This window comes from Rhodococcus sp. UNC23MFCrub1.1 (assembly GCF_000686025.1).
In the GTDB taxonomy this organism is placed as follows: domain Bacteria; phylum Actinomycetota; class Actinomycetes; order Mycobacteriales; family Mycobacteriaceae; genus Rhodococcoides.
In genome coordinates this window covers 71,002-95,254 of sequence record NZ_JMLQ01000003.1, presented here as the reverse complement: position 1 = coordinate 95,254, position 24,253 = coordinate 71,002, and the positions used below count along the sequence as shown (strand labels likewise).

The following is a 24,253-nucleotide window of genomic DNA, read 5'->3' as shown; positions in this document are numbered from 1 at the left end:
CCCTGCACGTTCGCAGCCCTTGCCACGACCGAGCCGAAGGTTGTACGGTTCATTACATGAGTAATGAACCAATGAGGCTGCGGCGCCTCCGGGCGCGGTGGTCCCGGTGATGGACGACGGCCGGCCGATCTTCCTGCAGATCGCCGAGATGATCGAGAACTCGATCATCGACGGTTCGCTCGCCGAGGAGAGCCAGGTTCCCTCGACCAACGAGCTGGCAGCCTTCCACCGCATCAACCCCGCCACCGCAGGCAAGGGCCTGAACCATCTGGTCACGGCCGGAATTCTCCACAAGAAGCGAGGAATCGGAATGTTCGTCACCTCGGGCGCACGAGATGCGCTCCGCTTCCGTCGGCGCGAGGGCTTCGCCGAGCAGTACGTCCGGCCGCTCGTGGCCGAGGCACGCAAACTCGGCCTCGGCACCGCCGAACTTCAGGACATGATCGACGCGCTCTCGCACGCGTCGACTGTCGATCCCATGACCACGGAGGTCCGGCGATGACCGCGGCAGTGGCGACGGTCCGTGGTGTCGTCAAGACCTTCGGCGACGTGGCCGCACTCCGGGACGTGACCTTCGAGTTGCAGGAGCATCGCATCCACGGACTGCTGGGGCGCAACGGTGCCGGCAAGACGACGATGATGCAGATCCTCACCGGTCAGGCGTGGCAGGACGCCGGCGACGTGGAAGTGTTCGGCGCCCGCCCATTCGAGAACGCGACCGTCCTGCGCGACGTCTGCTTCGTCAAGGAAAGCCAGAAGTACCCCGAGGACTTCACGGTCGGCCAGGTTCTCTCGTCCGCTGCGACAGTGATGCGTGACTGGGACGAGGACTTCGCCCGCCGGCTGACCGACGATTTCGAACTTCCTCGGAAGCGCAAGGTGAAGAAGCTCTCTCGCGGCATGACGTCGGCACTCGGCGTCGTCGTCGGACTGGCGTCCCGAGCACCGTTGACCTTGTTCGACGAGCCGTACCTCGGTCTCGACGCTGTGGCCCGGCAGATGTTCTACGACCACCTGCTCGCGGACTTCGCGGAACACCCGCGCACTGTCGTGCTGTCCACCCATCTCATCGACGAGGTCAGCGAGCTCGTCGACCGCGTCGTCGTCATCAGTGACGGCACCGTCGTGGTCGACGACGATGCGGAGAATCTTCGCGGACGCGCGGTCACCATCGGTGGGTCCACCGACGCCGTCGAGCGACTCGTCGCGGATCGCGCAGTGCTGCATCGTGAGTCATTCGGATCGATGGCCCGCACCACCGTCGTGGGCCCGCTCACCGAGGCAGACCTCGACCGGGTCGCTGCAGACGGGCTCGCCGTCGAACCCGTGTCGTTGCAACAGTTCGTCGTCCACTGCACCTCGCGCGGACGAGCCACGCTGCCCGCCGTGTCCGACACACGAGAGGACGTCCCGTCATGACCACCGCACTCGACACTCGGACAGCCCCCGCTCGTGACCGCATCGTCTCCGTGATGCGCGTCCACATCAACTACCGCACGCTCGCCTTCGCATGGCCACTCGGCATCCTGGCCGTCATCGTCGGCGTCACGTGGGCGGTGTTGTCCCTCGCTCCCGAAGGCAGTACCGAGATCAAGACGGGCGGGTCGCTGTTCGTCTTCCTCTTCGGCCTGGTGCTGTTCGCGCAGATGGTGACGCAGGTGTTCCCGTTCGTTCTGGGGCTGGGGGTCACGCGCCGCGAGTTCTTCCGCGGGACTCTGTGCGTCGCAGCGGCGCATGCTCTCGTGTTCGGAATCGGCATGTTCGTGCTGTCTGTCGTGGAGACGGCGACGAACGGCTTCGGGGTGGGAATGCAGATGTTCGCGCTCGCAACGCCGCTCGCCGGCAATGCCGTCACCGAGCTACTCTTCCTCCTTGCGGCGTTCCTGCTGTGCAACCTCGTCGGCATGCTGGCCGGCGCCGTCTACCTGCGTTGGCGGGTCTCCGGTATCTGGACTGCCGTACTGGTCGAGTCCGTCGTCATCGGCGCCGTGATCTTCGTCGTCACCTGGCAGGGGTGGTGGGGCACGATCACCGAGACCATCGCCGACGCACCACGACTGTCGACCATGGTGCTGCTGCCGCTTCTCGTCGCATCCGCGGCCGGTCTGGGAACACACGTCATCCTGCGGAGGACGACTGCGTGACGCGCAGCACGGGCAGGGCGGGAGCTCCCTCGGCGACAAGCGTGAGAAGCGCGTCGACGTCGAGGGAGCTCTCCATGAGGTCGGCCAACAGATCCACCTGGGCGGTGCGCATCGCGTCGACATCGGTGTCCGGGGCCACCACGAAACCGAAGCGGCCGGCCTGCTCCGCCACCTCCGTGAGGAATGCCCGACGAAAGTCGTCGTTCTCCAGGAGGCCGTGCCAGTGGGTGCCGCGCACCCGTCCACGGACGCTCCCCTCCGGTTCGCCGTCGGTGCCCGTGAACCAGGGCTCGTCGCCGCTTCGGGTCACCCGGCCGTGGTGGATCTCGTAGCCGGTCACGGGGACCGCGCCGGCATGCCCGCTGACCCGGGAGAGCACCTTGTCCGCCGCGAATTCGATCTCGAGGTCCAGGAGGCCGAGCCCCTGCACCTGCCCGGCACCCGACTCCACGGCGTCGGTGATCGTTCTCCCCAGCATCTGGTAACCGCCGCAGATCCCGAGGACCGGAGCACCGCGAGCCACGCGCCGCGCCAGCTCGTCTGCGATACCGGTGCGACGAAGCCAGTCCAGGTCCTGGACCGTGGCCTTGGAGCCGGGGAGCACCACCAGATCGGCATCTGCCAGTCGGGAGGCCTCGGTCGCCCAGTGCACCGTCACCCCCGGTTCGCACGCCAGGGCCTCGACGTCCGTGGAATTCGAGATGCGCGGTAACCGCACGGCGGCGACGCGGAGCCACTGCGATCCGATCGGAGGAGCGGGCCGGCCCAGCGGTGCGTCGGCCACGGTCCCGAGGGAGTCCTCGGCGTCGAGCCACAACTCGTCCCTGAACGGAACGATGCCCAACGTCGGTCGGCCCGTGAGAGTCTCGAGGGTGTCGAGTCCCGGTTGCAGCAGCGCGGGATCGCCGCGGAACTTGTTCACGACGAACCCCGCGATCAGTGCCTGATCCGCCGCGTCGAGCACGGCCAGAGTGCCGAAGAAGTGGGCCAGCACTCCCCCGCGATCGATGTCGCCCACGACGATCACGGGAAGGCTCGCAGCGCGCGCCAGTCCCATGTTCGCCAGATCGGTGGCCCGCAGGTTGATCTCGGCGGGTGAGCCGGCGCCCTCGCAGATCACCACGTCGAAGTCGACCCGCAGAGCGTCGAGTTCCTCCGCCACGACCGAGCGCAGATGCTGTCGGTGCGTCATGTAGTCGGCGGCGCCCACGGTGCCGGTGGCCCGGCCGCGAACAACCAGTTGCGACGTCCTGTCCCCGCCCGGCTTCAGCAGTATCGGATTGAACCGCACGCTGGGCTCGAGACCGCATGCCCGGGCCTGCAGTGCCTGCGCACGACCGATCTCCCCGCCGTCCAACGTGACGACGGAGTTGTTGGACATGTTCTGCGCCTTGAACGGCGCCACCCTCACACCGCGGCGAGCGAGGAGGCGGCACAACCCCGCCACAACGACACTCTTGCCCGCGTCCGAGGTGGTTCCCGCGACCAGAATGGCGCCGCGAAGGGTCAAGGGAGGGTGAGGATCTCGGCGCCCGTCTCCGTGACGACGAGAGTGTGCTCGAACTGGGCGGTCCAGGATCGGTCCCGCGTGACGACGGTCCAGCCGTCGTTCCACTGGTCCCAGTCGATGCCGCCGAGGGTGATCATCGGCTCGATGGTGAAGACCATCCCGGGCTCCAGCACCGTCTCGACGGTGGGCTCGTCGTAGTGCAGCACCACCAGGCCGTTGTGGAAGGTGGTGCCGATGCCGTGGCCGGTGAAGTCCCGGACGACGCCGTACCCGAAACGATCGGCGTAGGCCTCGATGACCCGTCCCACGACGTTCAGAGCGCGACCCGGCTTGACCGACTTGATCGCCCGCATGGTGGCCTCGTGGGTGCGCTCCACGAGCAGGCGCGCTTCCTCGGAGACGTCCCCGGCGAGGAAGGTGGCGTTCGTGTCACCGTGCACCCCGTCGATGTACGCCGTGACGTCGATGTTGACGATGTCGCCGTCCTGCACGACCGTCGAATCGGGGATGCCGTGGCAGATGACCTCGTTGAGCGAGGTGCAGCAGGACTTCGGAAATCCCTTGTAGCCCAACGTCGACGGGTACGCGCCGTGGTCGACCATGTACTCGTGGGCGATACGGTCGAGTCGGTCCGTCGTGACGCCCGGCTCGACGGCCTTTCCGGCCTCCTGCAGTGCCTGCGCGGCGATGCGGCTCGCCAGACGCATCTTCTCGATGGTCTCCGGGGTCTGCACCCACGGCTCGTGGCCTTCGCGCGCAGTCTTCTTCCACGCGTACTCGGGACGCTCGACGGACTTGGGAACATCGAGAACGGGTGAGACGGTGCCGGGTTCGAGAACGGTGCGGACGGACATGGCACCAGCGTAGTCGCCGCCGGTCGAGGTCAGTATCCGGCGGGCAACGCAGTGATCATGTCCCGCGTCACGGCGACGGCATTGTCCGAGCTGCCACCGCGCACGACCAGGGTCGCGAACGCGAGATCACCGCGGTATCCGACGAACCAGGCATGGGATCCGCCCTCGACCTCGGCCTCACCCGTCTTGCCGTACACCTCGCCCTGGTCGGCGATCCGGTCCGCGGTGCCGCTCGTGACCACCGAGCGCATCATCCCGCGGAGTCCGTCGACCATGGCCGGCTCGATCTGCGGGTGGTCACCGTCGATCGTGGTCTCCTCCCCCTGGATCAGCCGGGGAACGGGCGTCGATCCGTGTGCGACGGTCGCGGCGGCGAGAGCCATGCCGAACGTCGACACCAGCACCTTTCCCTGTCCGAACCCGTCCTCGGTGCGCTGCACCAATTCCTCTGCGGGCGGGACGGATCCCGACTCGGTGGGCAGACCCACGACGCCGTAGTCGGGCCCGACGCCGAACATGGCCGCCGCGTCGGTGAGAGCACTCGCGGACATCTCACTGGCGAGCTTCGCGAACGAGGTGTTGCACGAGCGCGTGAAGGCCGTGTTCATCGAGACGTCCCCGAGGGAGAACTCGTTGTAGTTGGGCACGCTGCGCTCGCCGATGACGATGCGGCCCGGGCACGGCACGGTGGTCTCGGGCGTCGCGAGTCCCTCCTCGATCGCCGCACCGGCCGTGATGATCTTGAAGGTGGAGCCCGGTGGGTAGAGGCCGGTCGAGGCCACGGGACCGTCGCGATCCGCCGCCGGGTTCTGCGCCACCGCGAGGATGTCGCCTGTCGACGGCTGGATCACCACCATCATCGCCTGGTCCCGTGACACGTTGACGGCGTTCTGTGCGGCCACCTGCACCGGACGGTCGAGGCTGATACTGATCGACGGAACCGGCTGCGGCGCCGTCTCGGTCAACACACCGGTGTCCGCGCCGTTGGTGTTGACCGCCACGACGCTCCAGCCCGCGGCACCGTCGACGCGGTCCATCACGGTCTTCTTCACCTGGCTCACCAGGTCGGGGGCGAACGTGCGATCGGTGGAGACCAGGTCGGACTGCTCTGTCACCGACACCCCGGACAACGCGAGCAGACCGGGCGCGACGGCGTCGTAGTCCTCGTCCCGGAGGGTCATCAGGCGGTAAGGGCCCTGCGTCGCGGTCGCCGACTCCACGATGGACTGCGCCGTGATCGACGCGTCGAAGGGCTTCAGGATGCGTTCGAGGGTGCGCGCCGTGCCCACCACGTCGGTCGACTCGGCGGCGTCGAAGGACACCCCCTGGACCACCCCGGGCACCAGGACGTCGGACCCCGCGTGCTCGTTGACCCGCGCCCGCGGCGCCGACGTGGACCGCAGCACCATCGACTGGGTGTCCCCGAGCTTGGGGTGCAGATCGGTCGAGTTCCACCGGACCACCCAGGCCCCGTCGCGTCGGCCCATCTGCAGGGCCCCGTCGTAGGTCCAGGTGCGGTCCTTCGGAAGGTGCCACGTGTAGGTGTAGTCGACGGTCGCGGTGTCGCCGTTCACGCTCACCGCGCCGGTCGCCGCGTCGAGCGACTCGGCCTGTAGGCCGTCCCACGCCTGATCGACGGCGGCGGTCGCGAGGTCCGGCCGATCCGTGGCCTGCGCCGCGGCGGCACTGTCACGCTGGGCCAGCGCGGAAACGAACGAATCGGCCGCGGACTCGGGGCCCTGCGGTTTCGGGGTGCACGCCGAGGCCGCCACCGCGGTGATCGCCGCGACGAGCACGATCAGGACGCGGGTGGCACGGCCGTGTTCACGAGAGGTCATCGATTCTCATCGTAGGGCGACGGGACGCCCGCGGCCCTCACCCTGCCAGCGTGTCAGTCGAGCAGAACTGTGGAGAAGGTGGCGACGCGCTCGAACCCGACACGCTCGTAGGCACGGCGGGCGGGCACGTTGAAGCTGTTGACGTACAGGCTGGCCGTGCGGCCGCTGTCGACCACCGCGGCCGCCACGGATGCGGTTCCCGCGGTGCCGAGCCCGCGCCCGCGGTAGAGCGGGTGCACCCACACGCCCTGGATCTGACCGACCGAGGTGGACAGCGATCCGACCTCGGCCTTGAAGACGACGCGGCCCTCCTCGAACCTCGCCCAGGCGCGACCCGCCGCGATCAACGAGGCAATGCGCCGCCGATAGCCGCGTCCGCCGTCGCCCGCGCGCGGATCGACGCCCACCTCCTCGATGAACATCGCCACGGCAGCGGTGAGGTACACGTCCAGCTCGTCGACGGTGACGCGTCGGACGTAGGGGTCCACGGCGGTGGGCGCGCTCGTCAACGCCAGCAGTGGCTGCTCGGCACGCACCTCACGCGGGGTCCCCCAGTCCGCGGCGAGCATGTCCCACAACGGCAGCGTCAGTTCGGCTCGCCCCACCAGCGACGAGCAGACGCGGGGAGAGCGCAACGCGCGCTCGGCGAAACTCCGGAGATCGTCGTAGGTACCGAACAACGGCACGAGATTGGCTCCCGAGAAACACAGGGACGATGCCGGACCTCCGCGTGACCACAGTTCACCGTGGTTGTCGCGGGGCTCCACGCCCGATTCCTCGACACGTGCCAGCACCATGCACGATGCGACGGGATCACTGCGCAGCACACGGACGACCTCGTTCGTGTCGCGGCTCGTCAGCGCCTTAGCGCCGAGCAGCTTGAGCATCCCGCCACCTCCGTGACCACCGATCCGCACCGAGCACACCCGTTGTCATGGTGACACTGCCAGGAAATGTCGCCGCAGACGAGGAGAATCAGCTGACCGACACGACGGGCGATCCGCCGGCGGCTTCCTGGTCGGACTCGTACGACTCGGCGATACGCATCGCCTCCTCGATCAGGGTCTCCACGATCATCGCCTCGGGCACCGTCTTGATGACCTCGCCCTTGACGAAGATCTGTCCCTTGCCGTTTCCGGACGCCACACCGAGATCGGCGTCGCGCGCCTCACCGGGACCGTTGACGACGCAGCCCATGACGGCGACGCGGAGCGGGATCTCCATGCCCTCGAGTCCGGCCGTCACCTGGTCGGCGAGGGTGTAGACGTCGACCTGTGCGCGTCCGCAGGACGGGCAGGAGACGATCTCGAGCTTGCGGGGACGGAGGTTGAGGGACTGCAGGATCTGCGTCCCAACCTTGATCTCCTCGTTGGGCGGCGCGGACAGCGAGACGCGGATCGTGTCGCCGATGCCGTCGGCCAGCAGCGATCCGAAGGCGACGGCGGACTTGATGGTGCCCTGGAACGCCGGCCCGGCCTCGGTCACGCCGAGGTGCAGCGGGTAGTCGCACTTGGCGGCGAGCTGACGGTAGGCCTCGACCATGATGACCGGGTCGTTGTGCTTGACCGAGATTTTGATGTCGCCGAAACCGTGCTCCTCGAAGAGGCCGGCCTCCCACAGCGCCGACTCCACCAGCGCCTCGGGCGTGGCCTTGCCGTACTTTTGCATCAGGCGCGGATCGAGGGATCCTGCGTTGACTCCGATACGGATGGGGATGCCCGCGTCACCGGCCGCCTTCGCGACCTCCTTGACGCGGCCGTCGAACTCCTTGATGTTGCCGGGGTTCACGCGCACCGCGGCGCACCCGGCATCGATGGCCGCGAAGATGTACCGCGGCTGGAAGTGGATGTCCGCGATGACAGGGATCTGCGACTTGCGCGCAATGGTCGCCAAGGCGTCCGCATCCTCCTGACGCGGGCACGCGACGCGGACGATGTCGCATCCCGCGGCGGTGAGTTCGGCGATCTGCTGCAGGGTGGAGTTGATGTCGTGAGTCTTGGTGGTGCACATCGACTGCACCGAGATCGGCGAGTCGCTGCCGACACCGACGCTGCCCACCTGAAGCTGACGAGTCTTCCGTCGCGGTGTGAGCACCGGTACGGGTCCGGCCGGCATGCCCAGTCCAACGGTCACTTCGATCCTTTCGAGCTTCTGACGGCATCTGGTGCCGACTGACCCTCCCCACTGTAGTCGCGCCGGGAGGACCGCCGTGTGTTCGCGCCGTCACGCCGGACCTGCGCTTCTAGCGGAAGATCTGAATGGGGTTCACGATGTCGGCGGTGAGGGTCAGGAGCATGAACGCGCCGCCGATGAGAATGACGACGTACGTCACCGGCATCAGCTTGAGGTAGTTCACGGGCGCACCCTTGCCCAGCCCCCGCAGCGAGCGGATCTTGTTCCGGATGCCCTCGTAGACGGTCACCGCTATGTGACCGCCGTCGAGCGGGAGCAACGGGAGCAGGTTGAAGGCACCGAGGAAGAAGTTGAGGGTCGCCAACAGCGTGACGAAGACCTCCCACAGGCCGCGTTCCGCCGCCTGACCGCCGATGACGCTGGCACCGACCACGCTGATGGGAGTGTTCGGATCCCGCTCACCACCGGTGATCGACGTCCACAGTGCCCCCACCTTGCTGGGGAGATCGACGATGGCCTGCACCGTCTGCCCCGCGATGAACACCGTGTAGGAGGCCGATCCGCCGATGGCGGACACCGCGTCGTAGTCGAGGGTGAGTGGGGTGCGGGCGACGCCGATGGCGCCGACCGTGCGCAGCTCCGTGGCGTCGGGTGCGCCGTTCTCGACGGCGAAGAGACGGTCCGTCTCCTGCACGTCGACGGGCACGGTGAGGGTCTCACCGGCCCGCTCGACCGTGACGGACACCGATCCACGCTCGTCCTGGATCACCGCGACGACGTCGCCGAACGTGGGCGTCGACTCACCGTTCACGGCGGTGATGACGTCACCGTCCCGGATGCCCGCGGCACCCGCGGGACCGGGACCCGAGCAGGGCGCCATGTCGCCCTCGACGTTCTGCGGGGCCACGCACTGGGTCCCCGCCACGGTGGCCGTCGTGTCGCGATTGGGCAGACCCCAGCCGAGGGCGAGGGTGTACACCAGCACGAACGCCAGCACGAAGTTCATCGCGATCCCGCCGAACATCACGGCGAGGCGCTTCCAGGTCTTCTGCTTGTACATCGCGCGCTCGACCTCGTCGGGAGCGAGCTCGTCGACCGCCGTCATGCCCGCGATGTCGCAGAAGCCACCGGCCGGGATCGCCTTGAGTCCGTACTCGGTCTCGCCGCGACGCCAGGAGAAGATCTTGGGCCCGAACCCGATGTAGTAGCGGCGCACCTTCATGCCGGTGGCCTTGGCCACCCACATGTGCCCGCACTCGTGGAGCGCGATCGAGATGCCGATGCAGATCGCGAAGGCGATCACACCGAGAACGAACACCATCTTCTCGTTCAGCCTTTCGATCGTGCGGCGGCGAGTGTGCGGGCGGTGCCCCGAGCCCACGTGTCCGCTGCGAGAACGTCGTCCACCGTAGACGGTTCCGCGGACCAGTCGCCGCGTCCGGCGTCGACCACGTCGGACACGACGTCCACGATCTGCGGGAACGACAGGCGCCCGTCGAGGAACGCCTCGGCGGCGATCTCGTTCGCCGCGTTGTAGACCGCCGTCATGCAGCCGCCCAGCGCGCCGGCGGTGCGCGCGAGCTCGACCGCGGGGAACACCTCGTCGTCGAGTGGTTCGAAGTCCCACGTGTGGGCTCGGGTGAAGTCCAGGGCCGTCGCGGCGCCGGCGATGCGATCAGGCCATCCGAGTGCCAGCGCGATCGGCAGCTTCATGTCCGGCGGGCTGGCCTGAGCTAGCGTCGATCCGTCGGTGAACGTGACCATCGAGTGGACGATGGACTGCGGATGCACGGTGACGTCGATGCGGTCGTACGGGATGCCGAACAGCAGATGCGCCTCGATCACCTCGAGGCCCTTGTTCACCAGGGTGGCCGAGTTCAACGTGTTCATCGGCCCCATCGACCAGGTGGGGTGCTTGCCGGCCTGCTCCGGCGTCACGGACTCGAGGCCCTCGCGATCCCAGCCGCGGAACGGCCCACCGGACGCCGTGACCACCAGTCGCGCCACCTCGTCGGCGCGACCGCCGCGCAGGCACTGGGCGAGAGCCGAGTGCTCGGAGTCGACGGGAACGATCTGGCCCGGAGCCGCCGCGGACGTGACCAGCGAGCCGCCCGCCACGAGAGACTCCTTGTTCGCCAACGCCAGTCGAGCTCCCGATTCCAGCGCAGCGAGCGTCGGCGGCAGACCGAGAGACCCGACGAGCGCGTTGAGGACCACGTCGGCCTGCACCTCGCGGACCAACGACGTCGCCGCGTCGGCCCCCGAGCGCAGCCCCGGCGTGTCCACGGTCCGCGCAGCGTCGACGTCGGCCACCGCCACGTCGCGGACACCGGTCTCGGCGATCTGTCGACGCAACAGATCGACGTTGCCTCCGCCGGCGGCCAGCCCGACCACGGTGAAACGGTCCGGTCGAGCCGCCATCACCTCGAGCGCCTGGGTGCCGATGGACCCCGTACTGCCGAGCACCAGCACCCGCACGGGTCCGTCGGTCCCACGTGCCTTCTGTTCCGTCACCTGGACAGTGTGGACGACCTCACTGAGAGCACGGTGAGCGGGCAACTGCGGCTCACCGTGTGAGGATGGACGGCGTGCCCCTGCTCCCGTCCGCCGATCCGGACTCGTACTTCTCGACGCCCCTCACGTACGCCGAGATCGGAGGGACCGCGCACGAGTCGATGCCGGCGGGTTACCACCACGTCGACGTGGAGAAGCGCATCGGGACCGGCCTCGAACTTTTCGAGCGGGCCGGACGCCGCATCGTCGAGTGGGACATGCATCGCGGCGCCGGGCTGCGGGTGCGGTCGAGCGCGGCGTCGGCGACCGTCGACACCGTGGTGGTCCTGCTACTCGGTCCGGTCCGCATCCCGTGCCGGGTAGTCGAGGTGATCGACGAGTCGCACCACCGGGGCTTCGCGTACGGCACGCTGCCGGGTCACCCCGAGTCGGGTGAGGAGCGCTTCACCGTCCGACACGATCCGGTCACCGATGCCGTGACCGCCCACATCCGCGCCTTCTCGCGGCCCGGCAACAGGGTCGTCGCACTGGGCGGGCCCCTCAACAGGGCGACCCAGCGCATCGCGACCGGTCGCTACATCGCGGCCCTCACCGCCTGACACGTCGTGGCGACTGCCCCTACGACGGCCGGTCGTACAGCGCGCTAGGATTCAGCCCACCAGGGACCACCTGCATCACAGACTTTCAGGAGGATCGGCCGTGACCGACATCAGCCGCAACCAGGCTTCGGACGTCGAGCGCGTTCCCACGACCAAGGTCAGCACCGCCGAGGTGCCGTCTGCGGAGTGGGGGTGGAGCGGCGAAGGCCCCCGTACCTCGCGCATCGCGGGCTGGGTCACCGTCGCGATCCTGCTGGTCATGATCATCGGTAACCACACGGGCCGGGTCGAGGACATCTGGCTCGTCGGCTTCGCCGTGGCCATCGCAGGCCTGCTGGTCCGCGACATCCTGCTCCGCCGCAAGCCGCGCCGCTCCTGACGGCTCAGTTCTCGGCGGCCAGCTGCCCGCAGGCCGCCGCGATCTCCTGACCCCGCGTGTCACGCACGGTGCACGAGACTCCGTGCGCACGGACGCGTCGCACGAATTCCTGCTCCACCGGCTTGGGACTGGCGTCCCACTCGCTGCCGGGTGTCGGATTGAGCGGGATCAGGTTCACGTGGACCAGCGCCCCCAGGGCGCGCTTGAGCTTCTTGGCCAGCATGTCCGCTCGCCACGGCTGATCGTTGATGTCGCGGATCAGCGCGTACTCGATCGAGACCCGTCGCCCCGTGGTGTCGGCGTAGTAGCGCGCCGCGTCGAGGACCTCGGCGATGGGCCAGCGGTTGTTGACGGGGACGAGCGTGTCGCGCAGTTCGTCGTCCGGGCAGTGCAGCGACACGGCCAGCGTCACCGTCAGACCCTCGTCGGCCAGCTTGCGGATCGCGGGCGCGAGCCCGACGGTGGACACCGTCACCGAGCGCTGTGACAGGCCGAGGCCCTCCGGCGCGGGCGAGACGATCCGTTTGACCGCCGCGACGACGCGCTTGTAGTTCGCGAGCGGCTCCCCCATCCCCATGAAGACGACGTTGGACAGTCGCCCCTCGCCGCCCTCGACCGCACCGTCGCGGAGATCCGCCGCAGCGCTCCGCACCTGGTCGACGATCTCGGCCGTGGAGAGGTTGCGTTGCAGGCCGGCCTGGCCGGTGGCGCAGAACGGGCAGGCCATGCCACACCCGGCCTGGCTCGAGATGCACAGCGTCGCGCGATCCGGGTACCGCATGAGAACCGACTCGAGCAGAGTGCCGTCGGCGGCCTTCCACAGCGTCTTGCGCGTGTCCCCGCCGTCGCAGGCAATGTGCTTGACGGGCGTGAGCAACGTCGGGAACAGCGCGTCCCCGACCTTCTCGCGGACCGACGCCGGAAGATCGGTCATCTTCGCCGGGTCCGCCTCCAGCCGGGAGTAGTACTGCCGCGCCAGCTGGTCGGCGCGGAACGCCGGCAGGCCCAGCTCGGCGACGGCCGCTCGACGCTGGTCCGCGTCGAGGTCGGCGAGGTGCTTCGCGGGCATGCCGCGACGGGGAGCGTCGAACACGAGAGGGAGAGCGATGGGTGCCATAGTGAGCACCATTCTCTCACTGTTCGGCGACACTGTCGGGCACGGTCGGGGCAGACGTGCATTCGCCACCTCCGTACAGCATGATCTGTACATGGCCCGCTCATCGCACGATGCATCCGATCCGAACGCCCTGACCGGCACGGACGCCCCTCTGGACACCTCCTCCACCGCCGCGGGTCTCCCCGTCGAGCAGACCGGGCCCACGGACACCCGCCTGGCGCAGGGAAAGACGCCCGACGGCGTCAAGCACACCCGTGCGGCGGCGCTCTACACCGGTCTCGTGGTGGGCGCGATCATCCTGGTCGTCCTGATGGTGTTCATCATCCAGAACCTCGACAGCGTCCCGATTCACTTGTTCGGCTGGACCTTCGACCTGCCCATCGGCATCGGCATGCTCCTCGCCGCGGTCGCCGGTGCACTCGTCATGGCCACCGCGGGTGGAGTGCGCATCCTGCAGGTCCGCCGGGCCGCCAAGCGCAAGTAGTTCGTCGGCCGCCGTCGTGAGCGATCTCACGTCGCGGCCGTCGGTGTTCCGTCGCGCACGTGAACACTATTGACACAACCTTCACGTGTGGTGGTCTGCCGTGCACAGTGGTGATCGAACGGTACGAGTCGCAGCTCGACGCGACCCACGAGCGACACACCGAGCGAGGACTGCACACGTGACGACCTTCCTGGAGAACCCCGTGCTATCTGGAGTGGCCGCCGACAAGGCGCGCTCGTGGCTTCTCGTTCCTGCGAGCAAGCCGGAACTCTTCACCCCGGCCGCAGAGTCCGCCGTCGACGCCGTGATCCTGGACATCGAGGACGCCGTCGCACCGGGCGCGAAGCCCGCCGCACGCGATGCCGTCGTGTCCTGGCTCCGTGCCGGCGGCCGCGCCTGGGTACGCATCAACGACGCCACGACGCCGTACTGGGCCGACGATCTCGACGCGCTGCGCGGCATCGACACCCTCGAGGGCGTCATGCTCGCCAAGACCGAGAGCGGAAGCCAGGTCGAGGCCACCGCCGACCGATTGGGTCACGGTTGCCGGATCGTGGCGCTGGTGGAGTCGGCCATGGGTCTCGAGGCTGCCCCTGAGATCGCGCGCGCCGAGGCCACCTTCCGCCTGGCGTTCGGCAGCGGCGACTTCCGGCGCGACACCGGCATGAGCGACGACCCGATGGCGATGGCCTACCCGCGCGCCCGGCTCGTCGTGTCGAGCCGCGCCGCCCGGCTTCCCGGCCCCATCGACGGCCCCACCCTCGCCGTCAACGACAGCATGCTGAGCCGCGACAGCCAGCTCACCGTCTCCATGGGCATGACCGGCAAGCTGTGCATGCACTCCGATCAGGGCCCCATCGTCAACCGCGAACTCGCACCCAGCGCTGCCGATGTGGCGTGGGCTCGGGACGTCATCGCCCAGCTCGGTGAGGACGGCTCCGGCGTGCGCGACGGCAGCGACCTCCCCCGCCTGGCCAAGGCGAAGAAGATCACCGCTCAGGCCGCGGTCTTCTCGATCGGCTGACGGTCACCGCTCGACGTACACGGCGAGGTGTTCACCCGTGAGGGTGGACCGTGCCGCGACCAGGTCCGCGGGTGTTCCTTCGTAGACCACGGTGCCACCGTCGTGCCCGGCGCCCGGTCCGAGGTCGATGATCCAGTCCGCATGGGCCATCACGGCCTGGTGATGCTCGATGACGATCACCGACTTCCCGGCGTCCACCAGCCTGTCGAGCAGGGCGAGCAACTGCTCGACGTCGGCGAGATGCAGTCCCGTCGTGGGCTCGTCGAGGACCAGGATGCCGCCCTTGTCCCCCATGTGCGTCGCCAGCTTCAGCCGCTGACGCTCGCCGCCGGACAGTGTGGTCAGCGGCTGACCGATCTTCAGATAGCCCAGGCCAACGTCGTTCAGGCGGGTCAGGATTCGATGCGCCGCCGGTAGCGCGGCGTCACCGTCGGCGAAGAACTCCTGTGCCTGCGCCACCGACATCGCGAGCACCTCGCTGATGTCGCGGCCGCCGAGGTGGTACTCGAGGACCGAGTTCTGGAACCGTCGGCCCTCGCACAGCTCGCACACGGTGGCGACTCCGGCCATCATCGCGAGGTCGCTGTAGATCACCCCGTTGCCGTTGCACGTCGGGCACGCTCCCTCCGAATTCGCGCTGAAGAGAGCCGGCTTCACTCCGTTGACCTTGGCGAAGGCCTTCCGGATCGGCTCGAGGAGACCCGTGTAGGTCGCGGGGTTGCTGCGCCGCGAGCCGCGGATCGCGCCCTGATCGACGGCCACGACGTCCTCGCGGCCCGAGAGCGAGCCGTGGATCAACGAACTCTTGCCCGACCCGGCGACCCCGGTCACGACCACCAGGACCCCGAGGGGCACGTCGACGTCCACCGACTTCAGGTTGTGCGAATCGGCGCCGCGGATCTCCACCGCTCCGGTCGACGTGCGCACCGCGTCCTTCACCGCGGCGCGGTCGTCGAAGTGCCGGCCCGTGATGGTGTCACTCGTCCGCAGCCCCTCGACGGTGCCCTCGAAGCACACCGTGCCACCGGCCGTTCCGGCGCCGGGTCCGAGATCGACGACGTGGTCGGCGATGACGATCGTCTCGGGCTTGTGCTCGACGACGAGCACCGTGTTTCCCTTGTCGCGCAACCGGATCAACAGATCGTTCATGTTGGCGATGTCGTGGGGATGGAGTCCGGTGGTGGGTTCGTCGAAGACGTAGGTGACGTCGGTGAGCGACGATCCGAGGTGTCGGATCATCTTGGTGCGCTGCGCTTCACCACCGGAGAGCGTGCCCGCCGGCCGGTCGAGACTCAGATAGCCCAGTCCGATCTCCCGGAACGAGTCGAGGGTGTCTCCCAGCGAGGCGAGCAGCGGGGCCACGGACGGTGCCGACACTCCGCGGATCCACGTTGCGAGATCGCTGATCTGCATGGCGCACGCGTCGGCGATCGACACGCCGTCGATCTTCGAGGACCGTGCACCCTCGTTGAGCCGCGTGCCGTCGCACTCCGGGCACACGGCGAAGGTCACCGCGCGTTCGACGAACGCCCGGATGTGCGGCTGCATCGCGTCGACGTCCTTGGACAGGAACGACTTCTGGATCTGGGGAATCAGTCCGGAGTACGTGAGATTGATGCCGTCCACCTGGATCTTGGTCGGCTCCCGGTACAGCAGGTCCTCGCGCTGGCGCTTGGTGAACTTCGCGATGGGCTTGTCCGGATCGAAGTAGCCGGAGCCGCGGAAGATCCTCCCGTACCACCCCTCCATGCTGTAGCCGGGGATCGTGATCGCACCCTCGTTGAGCGACTTGCTGTCGTCGAAGAGCGCCGTGAGGTCGATGTCGGAGACGGAGCCGCGCCCCTCGCACCGCGGACACATCCCGCCGGTGATGCTGAAGGTGCGCTTCTCCTTTGTCTGACGTCCGCCCTTCTCCACCGTCACCGCTCCCGCACCGGAGATGGACGCCACGTTGAACGAGAACGCCTGCGGGGAGCCCACGTACGGCTGTCCGAGACGGCTGAAGAGGATGCGCAGCATCGCGTTGGCGTCGGTGGCGGTACCGACGGTGGACCTCGGATCGGCGCCGAGCCGCTGCTGGTCCACGATGATGGCCGTCGTCAGACCGTCGAGCAGATCCACGTCGGGCCGCGCGAGACTGGGCATGAACCCCTGCACGAACGCGCTGTACGTCTCGTTGATCATGCGCTGGGACTCGGCGGCGATCGTGCCGAACACCAACGAACTCTTGCCCGATCCGGACACGCCGGTGAAGACCGTCAAACGGCGCTTCGGGAGGTCGACGCTCACGTTCTGCAGAGTGTTGACTCTCGCCCCCTGCACCCGGATGACATCGTGGGTGTCGGCGACGTGCCGTGCGGTACTCGACTTCGTGGCCATGGCTGATGTCCTTCGTGGTGCAGCGAACGGGTCAGCGGACACGGTAGCCGGTGCGCATCGGGGCTGCTTCTCGATTCCTGATCGCCGACGCGGCGGCTCAGGCCGTCTCGAGTCCGTGCGGTCTGCGACGAGTGTGCACCCGGTATCCGACCTCGACGGACGTGCCGGTGAGCTGCCGCAGCGCGCGAGCGGCCACCCGCGGCGAGAACTCGATTCCCAGCACCGCAGCGGCCTCCTCGCGGTCCGCGAACGACCACCGCGTCCGGACCCGGCGCAGGTCGAAACCCTGCGCGGCGAAGAATCGTTCGACGGTGAGGGGGTCGTAGTGCGGCAGGTCGCGGCGCATCCATCCTCCGTACGGATCGACCGTGGCGTCGAGATCCACCACCACCACCACACCCCCGGGGCGCAGGACGCGCATGGCCTCGGTGATGCCCGGCCCGCATCCCGGCCCGAAGAAGTAGGCCGTCCTGGCGTGCACGACGTCCGCCGAGCAGTCCTCCAGCGGCAGCCGATCCGCAGTCCCCCGGAGCACCCGCACAGCCGAGCCCGCGACCCGGTGCCGAGCACGCTCGATCAGTGGTGGGTGTGGTTCGACACCGACCACGGACCGTGCCTCGCGGGCGAACAGAGGCAGATGGAATCCGGTTCCGCATCCGACGTCGACGACGTCGCGTCCCGCCCACGGCGTGAGATCCCGCAGCACCGCCTCGATCTCGCCGGTGACGTCCTGGGCGCGATTCTCGGCCTCGTACACGTCGGGCCAGTTCCAGATGTTCGGGCTGGCGATCACGCCGTCGCGACCGGGCACAGGATCAGACGAAGATCGTCAGAACGATCCACGTCACGAGGATGCTGGGCAGAACGGAGTCGAGGCGGTCCATCAGTCCGCCGTGACCGGGAAGCATCGTCCCCATGTCCTTGATCCCGAGCTCCCGCTTGACCTGCGACTCGACCAGGTCGCCGAGCGTCGCGGAGAAAACGATGAGCACGCCCAGCAGGGCCCCCACGAACGGGTTCGCGTCCAGCAGGAACGTGACGGTGAGGACGCACCCGACGACACTGAAGAGCAGCGATCCGCCGAGCCCCTCCCAGGACTTCTTCGGGCTGATGGCCGGCGCCATCGCATGCCGTCCGAACAGGACTCCGGCCGCGTAGCCGCCGACGTCCGAACACACCACCGCGATCATGAGCACGAGGACGCGCGAGCCGCCGTCGTCCTCGAGGGTCAGCAACGCCGCGAACGCACCGAACAGCGGCAGCCACGACAGGACGAAGATCGAGATCGCGCAGTCGCGCAGGTAGTTCTTCGGTGCCACGTCCAGACCACCGGACAACAGGCGCCAGACCATCGTGACCAGTACCGTCGCGGCGAACGCACTGAGCGCGCCCAGTGCGCCGAACGGCCACGCGAGCCAGATCATCGCCTGACCTCCGAGGATCACCGGGATCCGGGGCACGGAGATGTCGGACTCCCGCAGCCGCTTCGTCACCTCCCACGAGGCGACGGCGACCGCGGCCGCGGCGATGCCGATGAACACGAGCGGAACCAGGACCAGGACGACGATGAGCGACACGCCCAGTGCGCCGCCGACCGCGATCGCCGCGGGGAGGTCGCGGCCCGCCCGCGAGGTCTTCGGGGCGGGATCGGCGGTCGAACCGTTGTCGGCCGATACGGACACTGCTTCTCGTTTCACTTCATCTGGGCCACCGGGACGTGCGGAGGTCACACCTCCATCAGTTCCGCTTCCTTGTTCTTCACGATCTCGTCCACCTGCGCCACGTACTTCGCGGTGGTCTTGTCGAGCTCGGCCTCCGCACGCGTGACCTCGTCCTCGCCTGCCTCGCCGTCCTTCTGGATGCGCTTGAGCTCGTCCATCACCTTGCGGCGGACGTTGCGGATGGACACCTTCGCGTCCTCACCCTTGCTCTTGGCCTGCTTGACGTACTCGCGGCGCCGCTCCTCGGTGAGCTGCGGGATCGAGATCCGGATGATGTGTCCGTCGTTGGACGGGTTGAACCCCAGGTCCGAGTTGCGGATCGCAGTCTCGATGGGGCCCAACTGGGCCTGCTCGTACGGCTTGACGATCACCATGCGCGCCTCGGGCACGTTGATGCCCGCGAGCTGGGTGATGGGGGTCAGCGAGCCGTAGTACTCGACCACGATCTTCGAGAACATCCCCGGGTTCGCGCGACCCGTCCGAATGGACGACAGATCGTTCTGCGCGACCGTGACGGCCTTTTCCATTCTCTCTTCGGCGTCGAAGAGCGCTTCGTCGATCACGACCGTTCCTTCCGAAAACCTCGAGTGTGCAGCGACTGCACGTGGTGACTCACTTGACCAGGGTTCCGATCTTCTCACCCGACACCGCTCGCGCGATGTTTCCCTCGGTGAGCAGATTGAAGACCATGATCGGCATCCCATTGTCCATGCAGAGGCTGAAGGCTGTGGCATCGGCCACCTTCAGCCCCTTCTCGATGACCTCGCGGTGCGAGATCTCGGTGTACATCGTGGCGGTCGGATCCTCGCGCGGGTCCGCGGAGTAGACCCCGTCGACACCCTTGGCCATCAGCACCACTTCCGCGCCGATCTCGAGCGCACGCTGCGCCGCCGTGGTGTCGGTGGAGAAGTACGGCATGCCCATGCCGGCTCCGAAGATGACCACGCGCCCCTTCTCGAGGTGGCGTTCGGCGCGCAGCGGGATGTACGGCTCGGCGACCTGCCCCATGGTGATGGCCGTCTGCACGCGCGTGGTGATGCCCTGCTTCTCGAGGAAGTCCTGCAGGGCGAGGCAGTTCATGACGGTGCCCAGCATGCCCATGTAGTCGGAGCGGGACCGGTCCATACCGCGCACCTGGAGCTCGGCTCCGCGGAAGAAGTTCCCGCCGCCGATGACGACGGCGACCTGGACACCCGAACGGACGACGTCCGCGATCTCCTCCGCCACCTTCTGCACCACGTCGGGATCGAGCCCGACCTGGCCACCACCGAACATCTCACCGCCCAGTTTGAGCAGCACTCGGGAGAATCCGGTGCGGGCGGGCGACGACTCGGTCATGAAGGCTCCTGTCCGTGGGGCGTGTGCGGGTCGGTGTCCGCACGACACTGTTGCGCCTGATCTTGCCCCATGCGTCGGCACGGGGCGCACATGACTGTGCCGTCCACCCATCGGGGTGGACGGCACGGTCATGACGTCACTCGGGTGTCACGAGGCTCAGTTGGAGCCGACCTCGAAACGCACGAAGCGCGTGATGGTGACTCCGGCGTCGGCGAGAAGAGCCTTGACGGTCTTCTTGCTGTCCTGGACCGAGGACTGCTCGGTCAGCACGACGTCCTTGTAGTAGCCGTTGACGCGACCCTCGATGATCTTGGGCAGTGCCTGCTCGGGCTTGCCCTCCTCGCGGGCGGTCTGCTCCGCGATGCGGCGCTCGCCCTCGACGATGTCGGCGGGGACCTCGTCGCGGGTGACGTACTTGGCCTTGAGCGCGGCGACCTGCATCGCTGCGCCGCGAGCGGCCTCGGCTGCGGCCTCGCCCTCACCGGTGTACTCGACGAGGACACCGACGGCGGGCGGGAGGTCCGAGCTGCGCTTGTGCAGGTAGGTCGCGACCGGACCGTCGAAGGAGACGACGCGACGGATCTCGAGCTTCTCGCCGATCTTGGCCGAGAGCTCCTGCAGTGCGGCGTCGACGGTCTTGCCGTCGAGCTGCAGCGCCTTCAGGGCGTCGACGTCGGCCGGCTTGCCCTCGGCCGCCACGTCCGCGATGGACTGCGCGAAGTTCTGGAACTCCTCGTTCTTGGCGACGAAGTCGGTCTCCGAGTTGATCTCGAGGAGGACACCGTTCTTCGCGACGACGAGACCCTCGGCGGTGGAACGCTCGGCGCGCTTGCCGACGTCCTTCGCGCCCTTGATACGGAGCTGCTCGACGGCCTTGTCGAAGTCACCGTCGTTGTCGGCGAGCGCGTTCTTGCAGTCCAACATGCCGGAGCCGGTCAGCTCACGGAGCCGCTTGACGTCGGCGGCAGTGTAGTTCGCCATCGTGGGCGAGCCTCCTTGCATTGCTCGTGGAGACGCACGGGTGATGCGTCTCGTGTGTGACGAGAGAGGGGGTGAATCAGAACGAGACCCGGTGCGCCACTAACGGGCACACCGGGTCTCGACCGTGATCAGTTCTGCGCGGTGGGAACGTCCGCGACGGGTGCCTCGGTCTCGGCGGGAGCCGCCGCACCGTTCGCGCCCTCGGCGGCCGGAGCCTCCGTGACGGGTGTGTCGGTGGCTGCCGGGGTCTCGGCAGCGGCCTGCTGCGTCGCCTCGGCGGCCGGGGAGGCCTGCGAGAGCTGCTCGAGCTCCCACTCGGCCAGGGGCTCGCCGGCACCGACCTCGGGCTTCTCGTCCGTACCGGCGTTGCGGCCGGCACGCGCCTGCACGCCCTCGGCCACGGCGGACGCCACGACCTTGGTGAGGAGTGCTGCGGAACGGATCGCGTCGTCGTTGCCCGGGATCGGGTAGTCGACGACGTCGGGGTCGCAGTTGGTGTCCAGGATCGCGATGACCGGGATGTTCAGCTTGCGAGCCTCGGCGACCGCGAGGTGCTCCTTGTTGGTGTCGACGATCCAGATCGCCGACGGGACCTTGGACATGTCCCGGATACCACCGAGGGTGCGATCGAGCTTGGTCATCTCACGCGTGAGCATGAGGATTTCCTTCTTCGTGCGGCCCTCGAAGCCACCGGTCTGCTCCATCGACTCGAGTTCCTTGAGCCGGATCAGACGCTTGTGGACAGTGGTGAAGTTGGTGAGCATGCCGCCGAGCCAGCGCTGGTTCACGTAGGGCATTCCGACCCGAGTCGCCTCGGCCGCAATGGACTCCTGTGCCTGCTTCTTGGTCCCGACGAAGAGAACGGTGCCACCGTGGGCGACGGTCTCCTTGACGAATTCGTACGCCTGATCGATGTACGTCAGCGTCTGCTGCAGGTCGATGATGTAGATGCCGTTGCGATCGGTGAAGATGAATCGCTTCATCTTCGGATTCCAACGACGGGTCTGGTGCCCGAAGTGCGTGCCGCTGTCGAGCAGCTGCTTCATGGTAACGACAGCCATAGCTGTGGATCTCTCTTTCGTGTGCCGGTTGATGCGCGAGCACCGTCGATCGCCGAACCCGTGGGTCCGTCGTACCGCAGGTGTGTCGTGCCCTGGCGCTCGTCGTCCGTCGGACCTGCAGTGCAGGACCAGCCGACGAACCCGTGCTCCGGTGGAGGATCGACAGGTGCCGTTCCGTACCGAAGCGCGACGAGCGCGCGAAGTCGACCCGTGTGGACAGGCCGCAGAAGTCAGTGTACGTCCGCGACGCCGCAGGTCATAACCGGGTCGACCGCCTGTGCACGGAGGACGGTCCGTCCCCGGGTGCGGTGGCTCGACGCGGGACCACTGTCGTCGCGTTCGCAAGAGTGCGGGGATGACCTGTCTCCGCTCCGCCCGCCGTTGGTCGCCGCGTTCGGCGCTCGTGTCCGCGGCGCTGACGGCAGCCCTGCTGGCGTCCGGATCCGTAGCCGCCGCGGAGACGGACGGACGCCCGTTCGACTGGCCGCTGCAGCCCCGTCCCGCCGTGGTGACCCCGTACGACCCGCCACCCGAGCGGTGGCTGCCGGGCCATCGCGGCGTCGACCTCGATGCGGGCTCCGATCCGACACACACCGTCGTCGCGGCCGGGGACGGCGTCGTCGTGTTCGCAGGTGCGGTCGCCGGCCGCCCCGTCGTCTCGATCGACCATGCCGGCGGCCTCCGGACGACGTACGAGCCGGTCACGCCCACCGTCACGGTCGGCACCCGGCTGCGACGAGGTCAGCCGATCGGTGTCCTCGAGGCAGGTCACCAGGGGTGCGGCGCCGCCTGGTGCCTGCACTGGGGAGCGCGTCGCGGCCGTGACTACCTCGATCCCACGGCTCTCGTCGACCGCGGTGTGGTGGTGCTGAAACCCCTGGCCGAGCCCGAGTGAGGCGCCTTCAGTACGCGCGATGACGCTGCGGCGTCGACTGCGGCGCGGACGCGTGCCGGCCCTCCGCGTCGGGGAAATCGTCCGCCATCATCGCCGCCAGGTCCATGAAGGCGGCGCGCGTGCGGGGGCGCAGTCGATCGAGATCGACGACGGAGCCCTCCGCCAGATGATCGTCGAAGGGAATCACCACGACGGCGCGGCAGCGCGCGAGGAAGTGCCGGGTGAGTTCGTCCATGTCGATGCTCGCGGCGCCCGGTCGGTGGGCGCTGATGACGACGACGGTCCGCTCGACGAGGTGCGCGTACCCGTGCAGCCCGAGCCAGTCGAGGGTCGCGGCGGCGCTCTTGGCGCCGTCGACCGCCGGCGAGCTGACGAGCACCAGTGCGTGCGCCAGCGACAGCACCCCCTCCATCGCCGAGTGCATGATGCCCGTGCCGCAGTCGGTGAGGATCAGGTTGTAGTGCGCTCGGAGGGTGTCGATGACCGCGCGGTAGTCCTGTTCGGTGAACGCCTCCGACGCGGCCGGGTCACGCTCCCCCGCGACGACCTCGAGACGACTCGACGACTGGGAGGTGTGCTCCCTGATGTCGGCGTAACTCCGGATGGTCGGCCGGGCAGCGAGGAGATCGCGCACCGTGGACATCGTCTGCCGCGGGACGCGCTCCCCCAGCGTTCCGAAGTCGGGGTTCGCGTCGACGGCGATGACGTCGTCGCGTCGCAAGGAAGCGAACACCGACCCCAGCCCGACGGTGACGGTCGTCTTGCCCACCCCGCCCTTGAGGGACAGGAAGGCGATCCGGTAATCGCTGCGCAGCGGCTGTCGAATGCGGTCGATCTGATGGCGACGCTCCGCCTCGGAGGCGACCGCACCACGGCCACCCGGTCGCCCACTGCCCAGGACGCGATCCAGGGTGCGGCGCCACCCCGGCCGTGTGGAGGACGGGGCCGGCGAGACGAAGGGCGACCCGGGTCGGCGCACCGGACTCTCCGCACCGAAGGCGGCCGAGTCGCGTCGCGGATCGGCGAGGCCCGGATGGTGCGGTGCGGGAACGTGGGAGGGCGGAACGGACGGCCGAGAGAATCGTTCCGGTTCGGGCGGAGACCAGGGTCCGTTGGTACCCGCCCGGCTGCCGGGACCTGAGGAGTGCGGGCTGTCGTCTCGACGATCCACGGTCCCCACCCTCCTGTCGACGGTCTGCTCCGATTGCCGATCAGGGACGAACGGTGTGGTTCACAGCGCCGGCACGGTCACATCCCCCGTGCAGACGGTACCAAACGTGCA

Annotated in this window: 24 protein-coding genes; 8 read left to right on the top strand and 16 right to left on the bottom strand. The window is 68.2% G+C overall.

All coding sequences use genetic code 11. The features are described 5' to 3' along the window. Window positions 1-106: 106 nt before the first annotated feature. From BR07_RS23860 to BR07_RS0108370, 3 genes are read left to right on the top strand one after another with little or no spacing between them, the layout of a single operon-like run. Window positions 107-502 (top strand): GntR family transcriptional regulator, encoded by a 396-nt coding sequence (locus BR07_RS23860; RefSeq protein WP_197027756.1) that lies wholly within the window; start codon window positions 107-109, stop codon window positions 500-502. Next, on the top strand, window positions 499-1,419 hold the full coding sequence (locus tag BR07_RS0108375) for an ABC transporter ATP-binding protein (protein ID WP_027505055.1): 921 nt from the start codon (window positions 499-501) through the stop codon (window positions 1,417-1,419). The genes BR07_RS23860 and BR07_RS0108375 overlap by 4 nt, the downstream gene beginning before the upstream one ends. Further along, complete coding sequence (locus tag BR07_RS0108370) at window positions 1,416-2,144, top strand: hypothetical protein (RefSeq protein WP_027505054.1); 729 nt, start codon at window positions 1,416-1,418, stop codon at window positions 2,142-2,144. Before BR07_RS0108375 ends, BR07_RS0108370 begins: the two co-directional genes overlap by 4 nt. Here the strand turns inward: BR07_RS0108370 and BR07_RS0108365 are convergent. The 7 genes from BR07_RS0108365 to dxr form a co-directional block, all read right to left on the bottom strand. Then, entirely contained in the window at window positions 2,119-3,654 is a 1,536-nt protein-coding gene (locus BR07_RS0108365) for a cobyric acid synthase (protein ID WP_027505053.1), read from the bottom strand. The two genes, BR07_RS0108370 and BR07_RS0108365, sit on opposite strands and share 26 nt — an antisense overlap. Continuing rightward, on the bottom strand, window positions 3,651-4,508 hold the full coding sequence (gene map, locus BR07_RS0108360) for a type I methionyl aminopeptidase (protein WP_027505052.1): 858 nt from the start codon (window positions 4,506-4,508) through the stop codon (window positions 3,651-3,653). The genes BR07_RS0108365 and map overlap by 4 nt, the downstream gene beginning before the upstream one ends. Window positions 4,509-4,537: 29 nt before the next feature. Beyond that, window positions 4,538-6,346, bottom strand: coding sequence for a penicillin-binding transpeptidase domain-containing protein (locus BR07_RS0108355; protein WP_027505051.1), 1,809 nt, complete (start codon window positions 6,344-6,346; stop codon window positions 4,538-4,540). 53 nt (window positions 6,347-6,399) lie between these two features. After that, the gene (locus BR07_RS0108350) at window positions 6,400-7,233 is read right to left on the bottom strand and encodes a GNAT family N-acetyltransferase (RefSeq protein WP_027505050.1); all 834 of its coding nucleotides are present in this window, start codon (window positions 7,231-7,233) and stop codon (window positions 6,400-6,402) included. 88 nt (window positions 7,234-7,321) lie between these two features. Next, window positions 7,322-8,485, bottom strand: coding sequence for a flavodoxin-dependent (E)-4-hydroxy-3-methylbut-2-enyl-diphosphate synthase (ispG, locus tag BR07_RS0108345; protein ID WP_155956970.1), 1,164 nt, complete (start codon window positions 8,483-8,485; stop codon window positions 7,322-7,324). Window positions 8,486-8,588: 103 nt separating this feature from the next. Next, window positions 8,589-9,800, bottom strand: coding sequence for a M50 family metallopeptidase (locus tag BR07_RS0108340; RefSeq protein ID WP_027505048.1), 1,212 nt, complete (start codon window positions 9,798-9,800; stop codon window positions 8,589-8,591). 8 nt (window positions 9,801-9,808) lie between these two features. After that, window positions 9,809-10,951 (bottom strand): 1-deoxy-D-xylulose-5-phosphate reductoisomerase, encoded by a 1,143-nt coding sequence (gene dxr, locus BR07_RS0108335; protein WP_027505047.1) that lies wholly within the window; start codon window positions 10,949-10,951, stop codon window positions 9,809-9,811. 107 nt (window positions 10,952-11,058) lie between these two features. On the opposite strand from dxr, the gene BR07_RS0108330 reads away from it, so the two are divergent. Further along, window positions 11,059-11,592, top strand: a complete 534-nt coding sequence (locus BR07_RS0108330) for a DUF1990 family protein (protein ID WP_051613190.1) — start codon at window positions 11,059-11,061, stop codon at window positions 11,590-11,592. 100 nt (window positions 11,593-11,692) lie between these two features. Continuing rightward, on the top strand, window positions 11,693-11,971 hold the full coding sequence (locus BR07_RS0108325) for a DUF2631 domain-containing protein (protein ID WP_037185298.1): 279 nt from the start codon (window positions 11,693-11,695) through the stop codon (window positions 11,969-11,971). A 4-nt stretch (window positions 11,972-11,975) separates the two neighbouring features. On the opposite strand, the gene rlmN is transcribed toward BR07_RS0108325, so the two are convergent. After that, window positions 11,976-13,088 carry a 23S rRNA (adenine(2503)-C(2))-methyltransferase RlmN gene (gene rlmN / locus BR07_RS0108320; RefSeq protein WP_027505044.1) on the bottom strand — a complete coding sequence of 371 codons (1,113 nt, stop codon included), beginning with the start codon at window positions 13,086-13,088 and terminating at the stop codon, window positions 11,976-11,978. Window positions 13,089-13,179: 91 nt separating this feature from the next. Between rlmN and BR07_RS0108315 the strand changes: the two genes are divergently transcribed. Together BR07_RS0108315 and BR07_RS0108310 are read left to right on the top strand one after the other, a co-directional pair. Next, window positions 13,180-13,572, top strand: coding sequence for a LapA family protein (locus BR07_RS0108315; RefSeq protein WP_027505043.1), 393 nt, complete (start codon window positions 13,180-13,182; stop codon window positions 13,570-13,572). A gap of 178 nt (window positions 13,573-13,750) precedes the next feature. After that, entirely contained in the window at window positions 13,751-14,596 is an 846-nt protein-coding gene (locus tag BR07_RS0108310; protein WP_197027755.1) for an HpcH/HpaI aldolase/citrate lyase family protein, read from the top strand. 3 nt (window positions 14,597-14,599) lie between these two features. Here BR07_RS0108310 and BR07_RS0108305 read toward each other — a convergent pair whose 3' ends face one another. From BR07_RS0108305 to rpsB, 7 genes are all read right to left on the bottom strand, one after another. Then, window positions 14,600-16,975, bottom strand: coding sequence for an ATP-binding cassette domain-containing protein (locus BR07_RS0108305; protein ID WP_027505041.1), 2,376 nt, complete (start codon window positions 16,973-16,975; stop codon window positions 14,600-14,602). A 97-nt stretch (window positions 16,976-17,072) separates the two neighbouring features. Next, window positions 17,073-17,768: a class I SAM-dependent methyltransferase gene (locus tag BR07_RS0108300; RefSeq protein ID WP_027505040.1), complete on the bottom strand. Its 696-nt coding sequence runs from the start codon at window positions 17,766-17,768 to the stop codon at window positions 17,073-17,075. Between the two features lie 22 nt (window positions 17,769-17,790). Then, window positions 17,791-18,657, bottom strand: a complete 867-nt coding sequence (locus tag BR07_RS0108295) for a phosphatidate cytidylyltransferase (RefSeq protein ID WP_037185291.1) — start codon at window positions 18,655-18,657, stop codon at window positions 17,791-17,793. A gap of 44 nt (window positions 18,658-18,701) precedes the next feature. Beyond that, on the bottom strand, window positions 18,702-19,259 hold the full coding sequence (frr, locus tag BR07_RS0108290; RefSeq protein ID WP_027505038.1) for a ribosome recycling factor: 558 nt from the start codon (window positions 19,257-19,259) through the stop codon (window positions 18,702-18,704). Between the two features lie 49 nt (window positions 19,260-19,308). After that, window positions 19,309-20,034: a UMP kinase gene (gene pyrH, locus BR07_RS0108285; RefSeq protein ID WP_027505037.1), complete on the bottom strand. Its 726-nt coding sequence runs from the start codon at window positions 20,032-20,034 to the stop codon at window positions 19,309-19,311. Between the two features lie 156 nt (window positions 20,035-20,190). Continuing rightward, entirely contained in the window at window positions 20,191-21,015 is an 825-nt protein-coding gene (gene tsf / locus BR07_RS0108280) for a translation elongation factor Ts (protein WP_027505036.1), read from the bottom strand. 128 nt (window positions 21,016-21,143) lie between these two features. Next, the gene (gene rpsB, locus BR07_RS0108275; RefSeq protein ID WP_027505035.1) at window positions 21,144-22,076 is read right to left on the bottom strand and encodes a 30S ribosomal protein S2; all 933 of its coding nucleotides are present in this window, start codon (window positions 22,074-22,076) and stop codon (window positions 21,144-21,146) included. A gap of 355 nt (window positions 22,077-22,431) precedes the next feature. Between rpsB and BR07_RS0108270 the strand changes: the two genes are divergently transcribed. After that, window positions 22,432-22,971 (top strand): M23 family metallopeptidase, encoded by a 540-nt coding sequence (locus BR07_RS0108270; protein WP_037185288.1) that lies wholly within the window; start codon window positions 22,432-22,434, stop codon window positions 22,969-22,971. Between the two features lie 7 nt (window positions 22,972-22,978). Here BR07_RS0108270 and BR07_RS23855 read toward each other — a convergent pair whose 3' ends face one another. Then, window positions 22,979-24,151 (bottom strand): MinD/ParA family ATP-binding protein, encoded by a 1,173-nt coding sequence (locus BR07_RS23855; protein ID WP_374197718.1) that lies wholly within the window; start codon window positions 24,149-24,151, stop codon window positions 22,979-22,981. Window positions 24,152-24,253 lie beyond the last annotated feature (102 nt).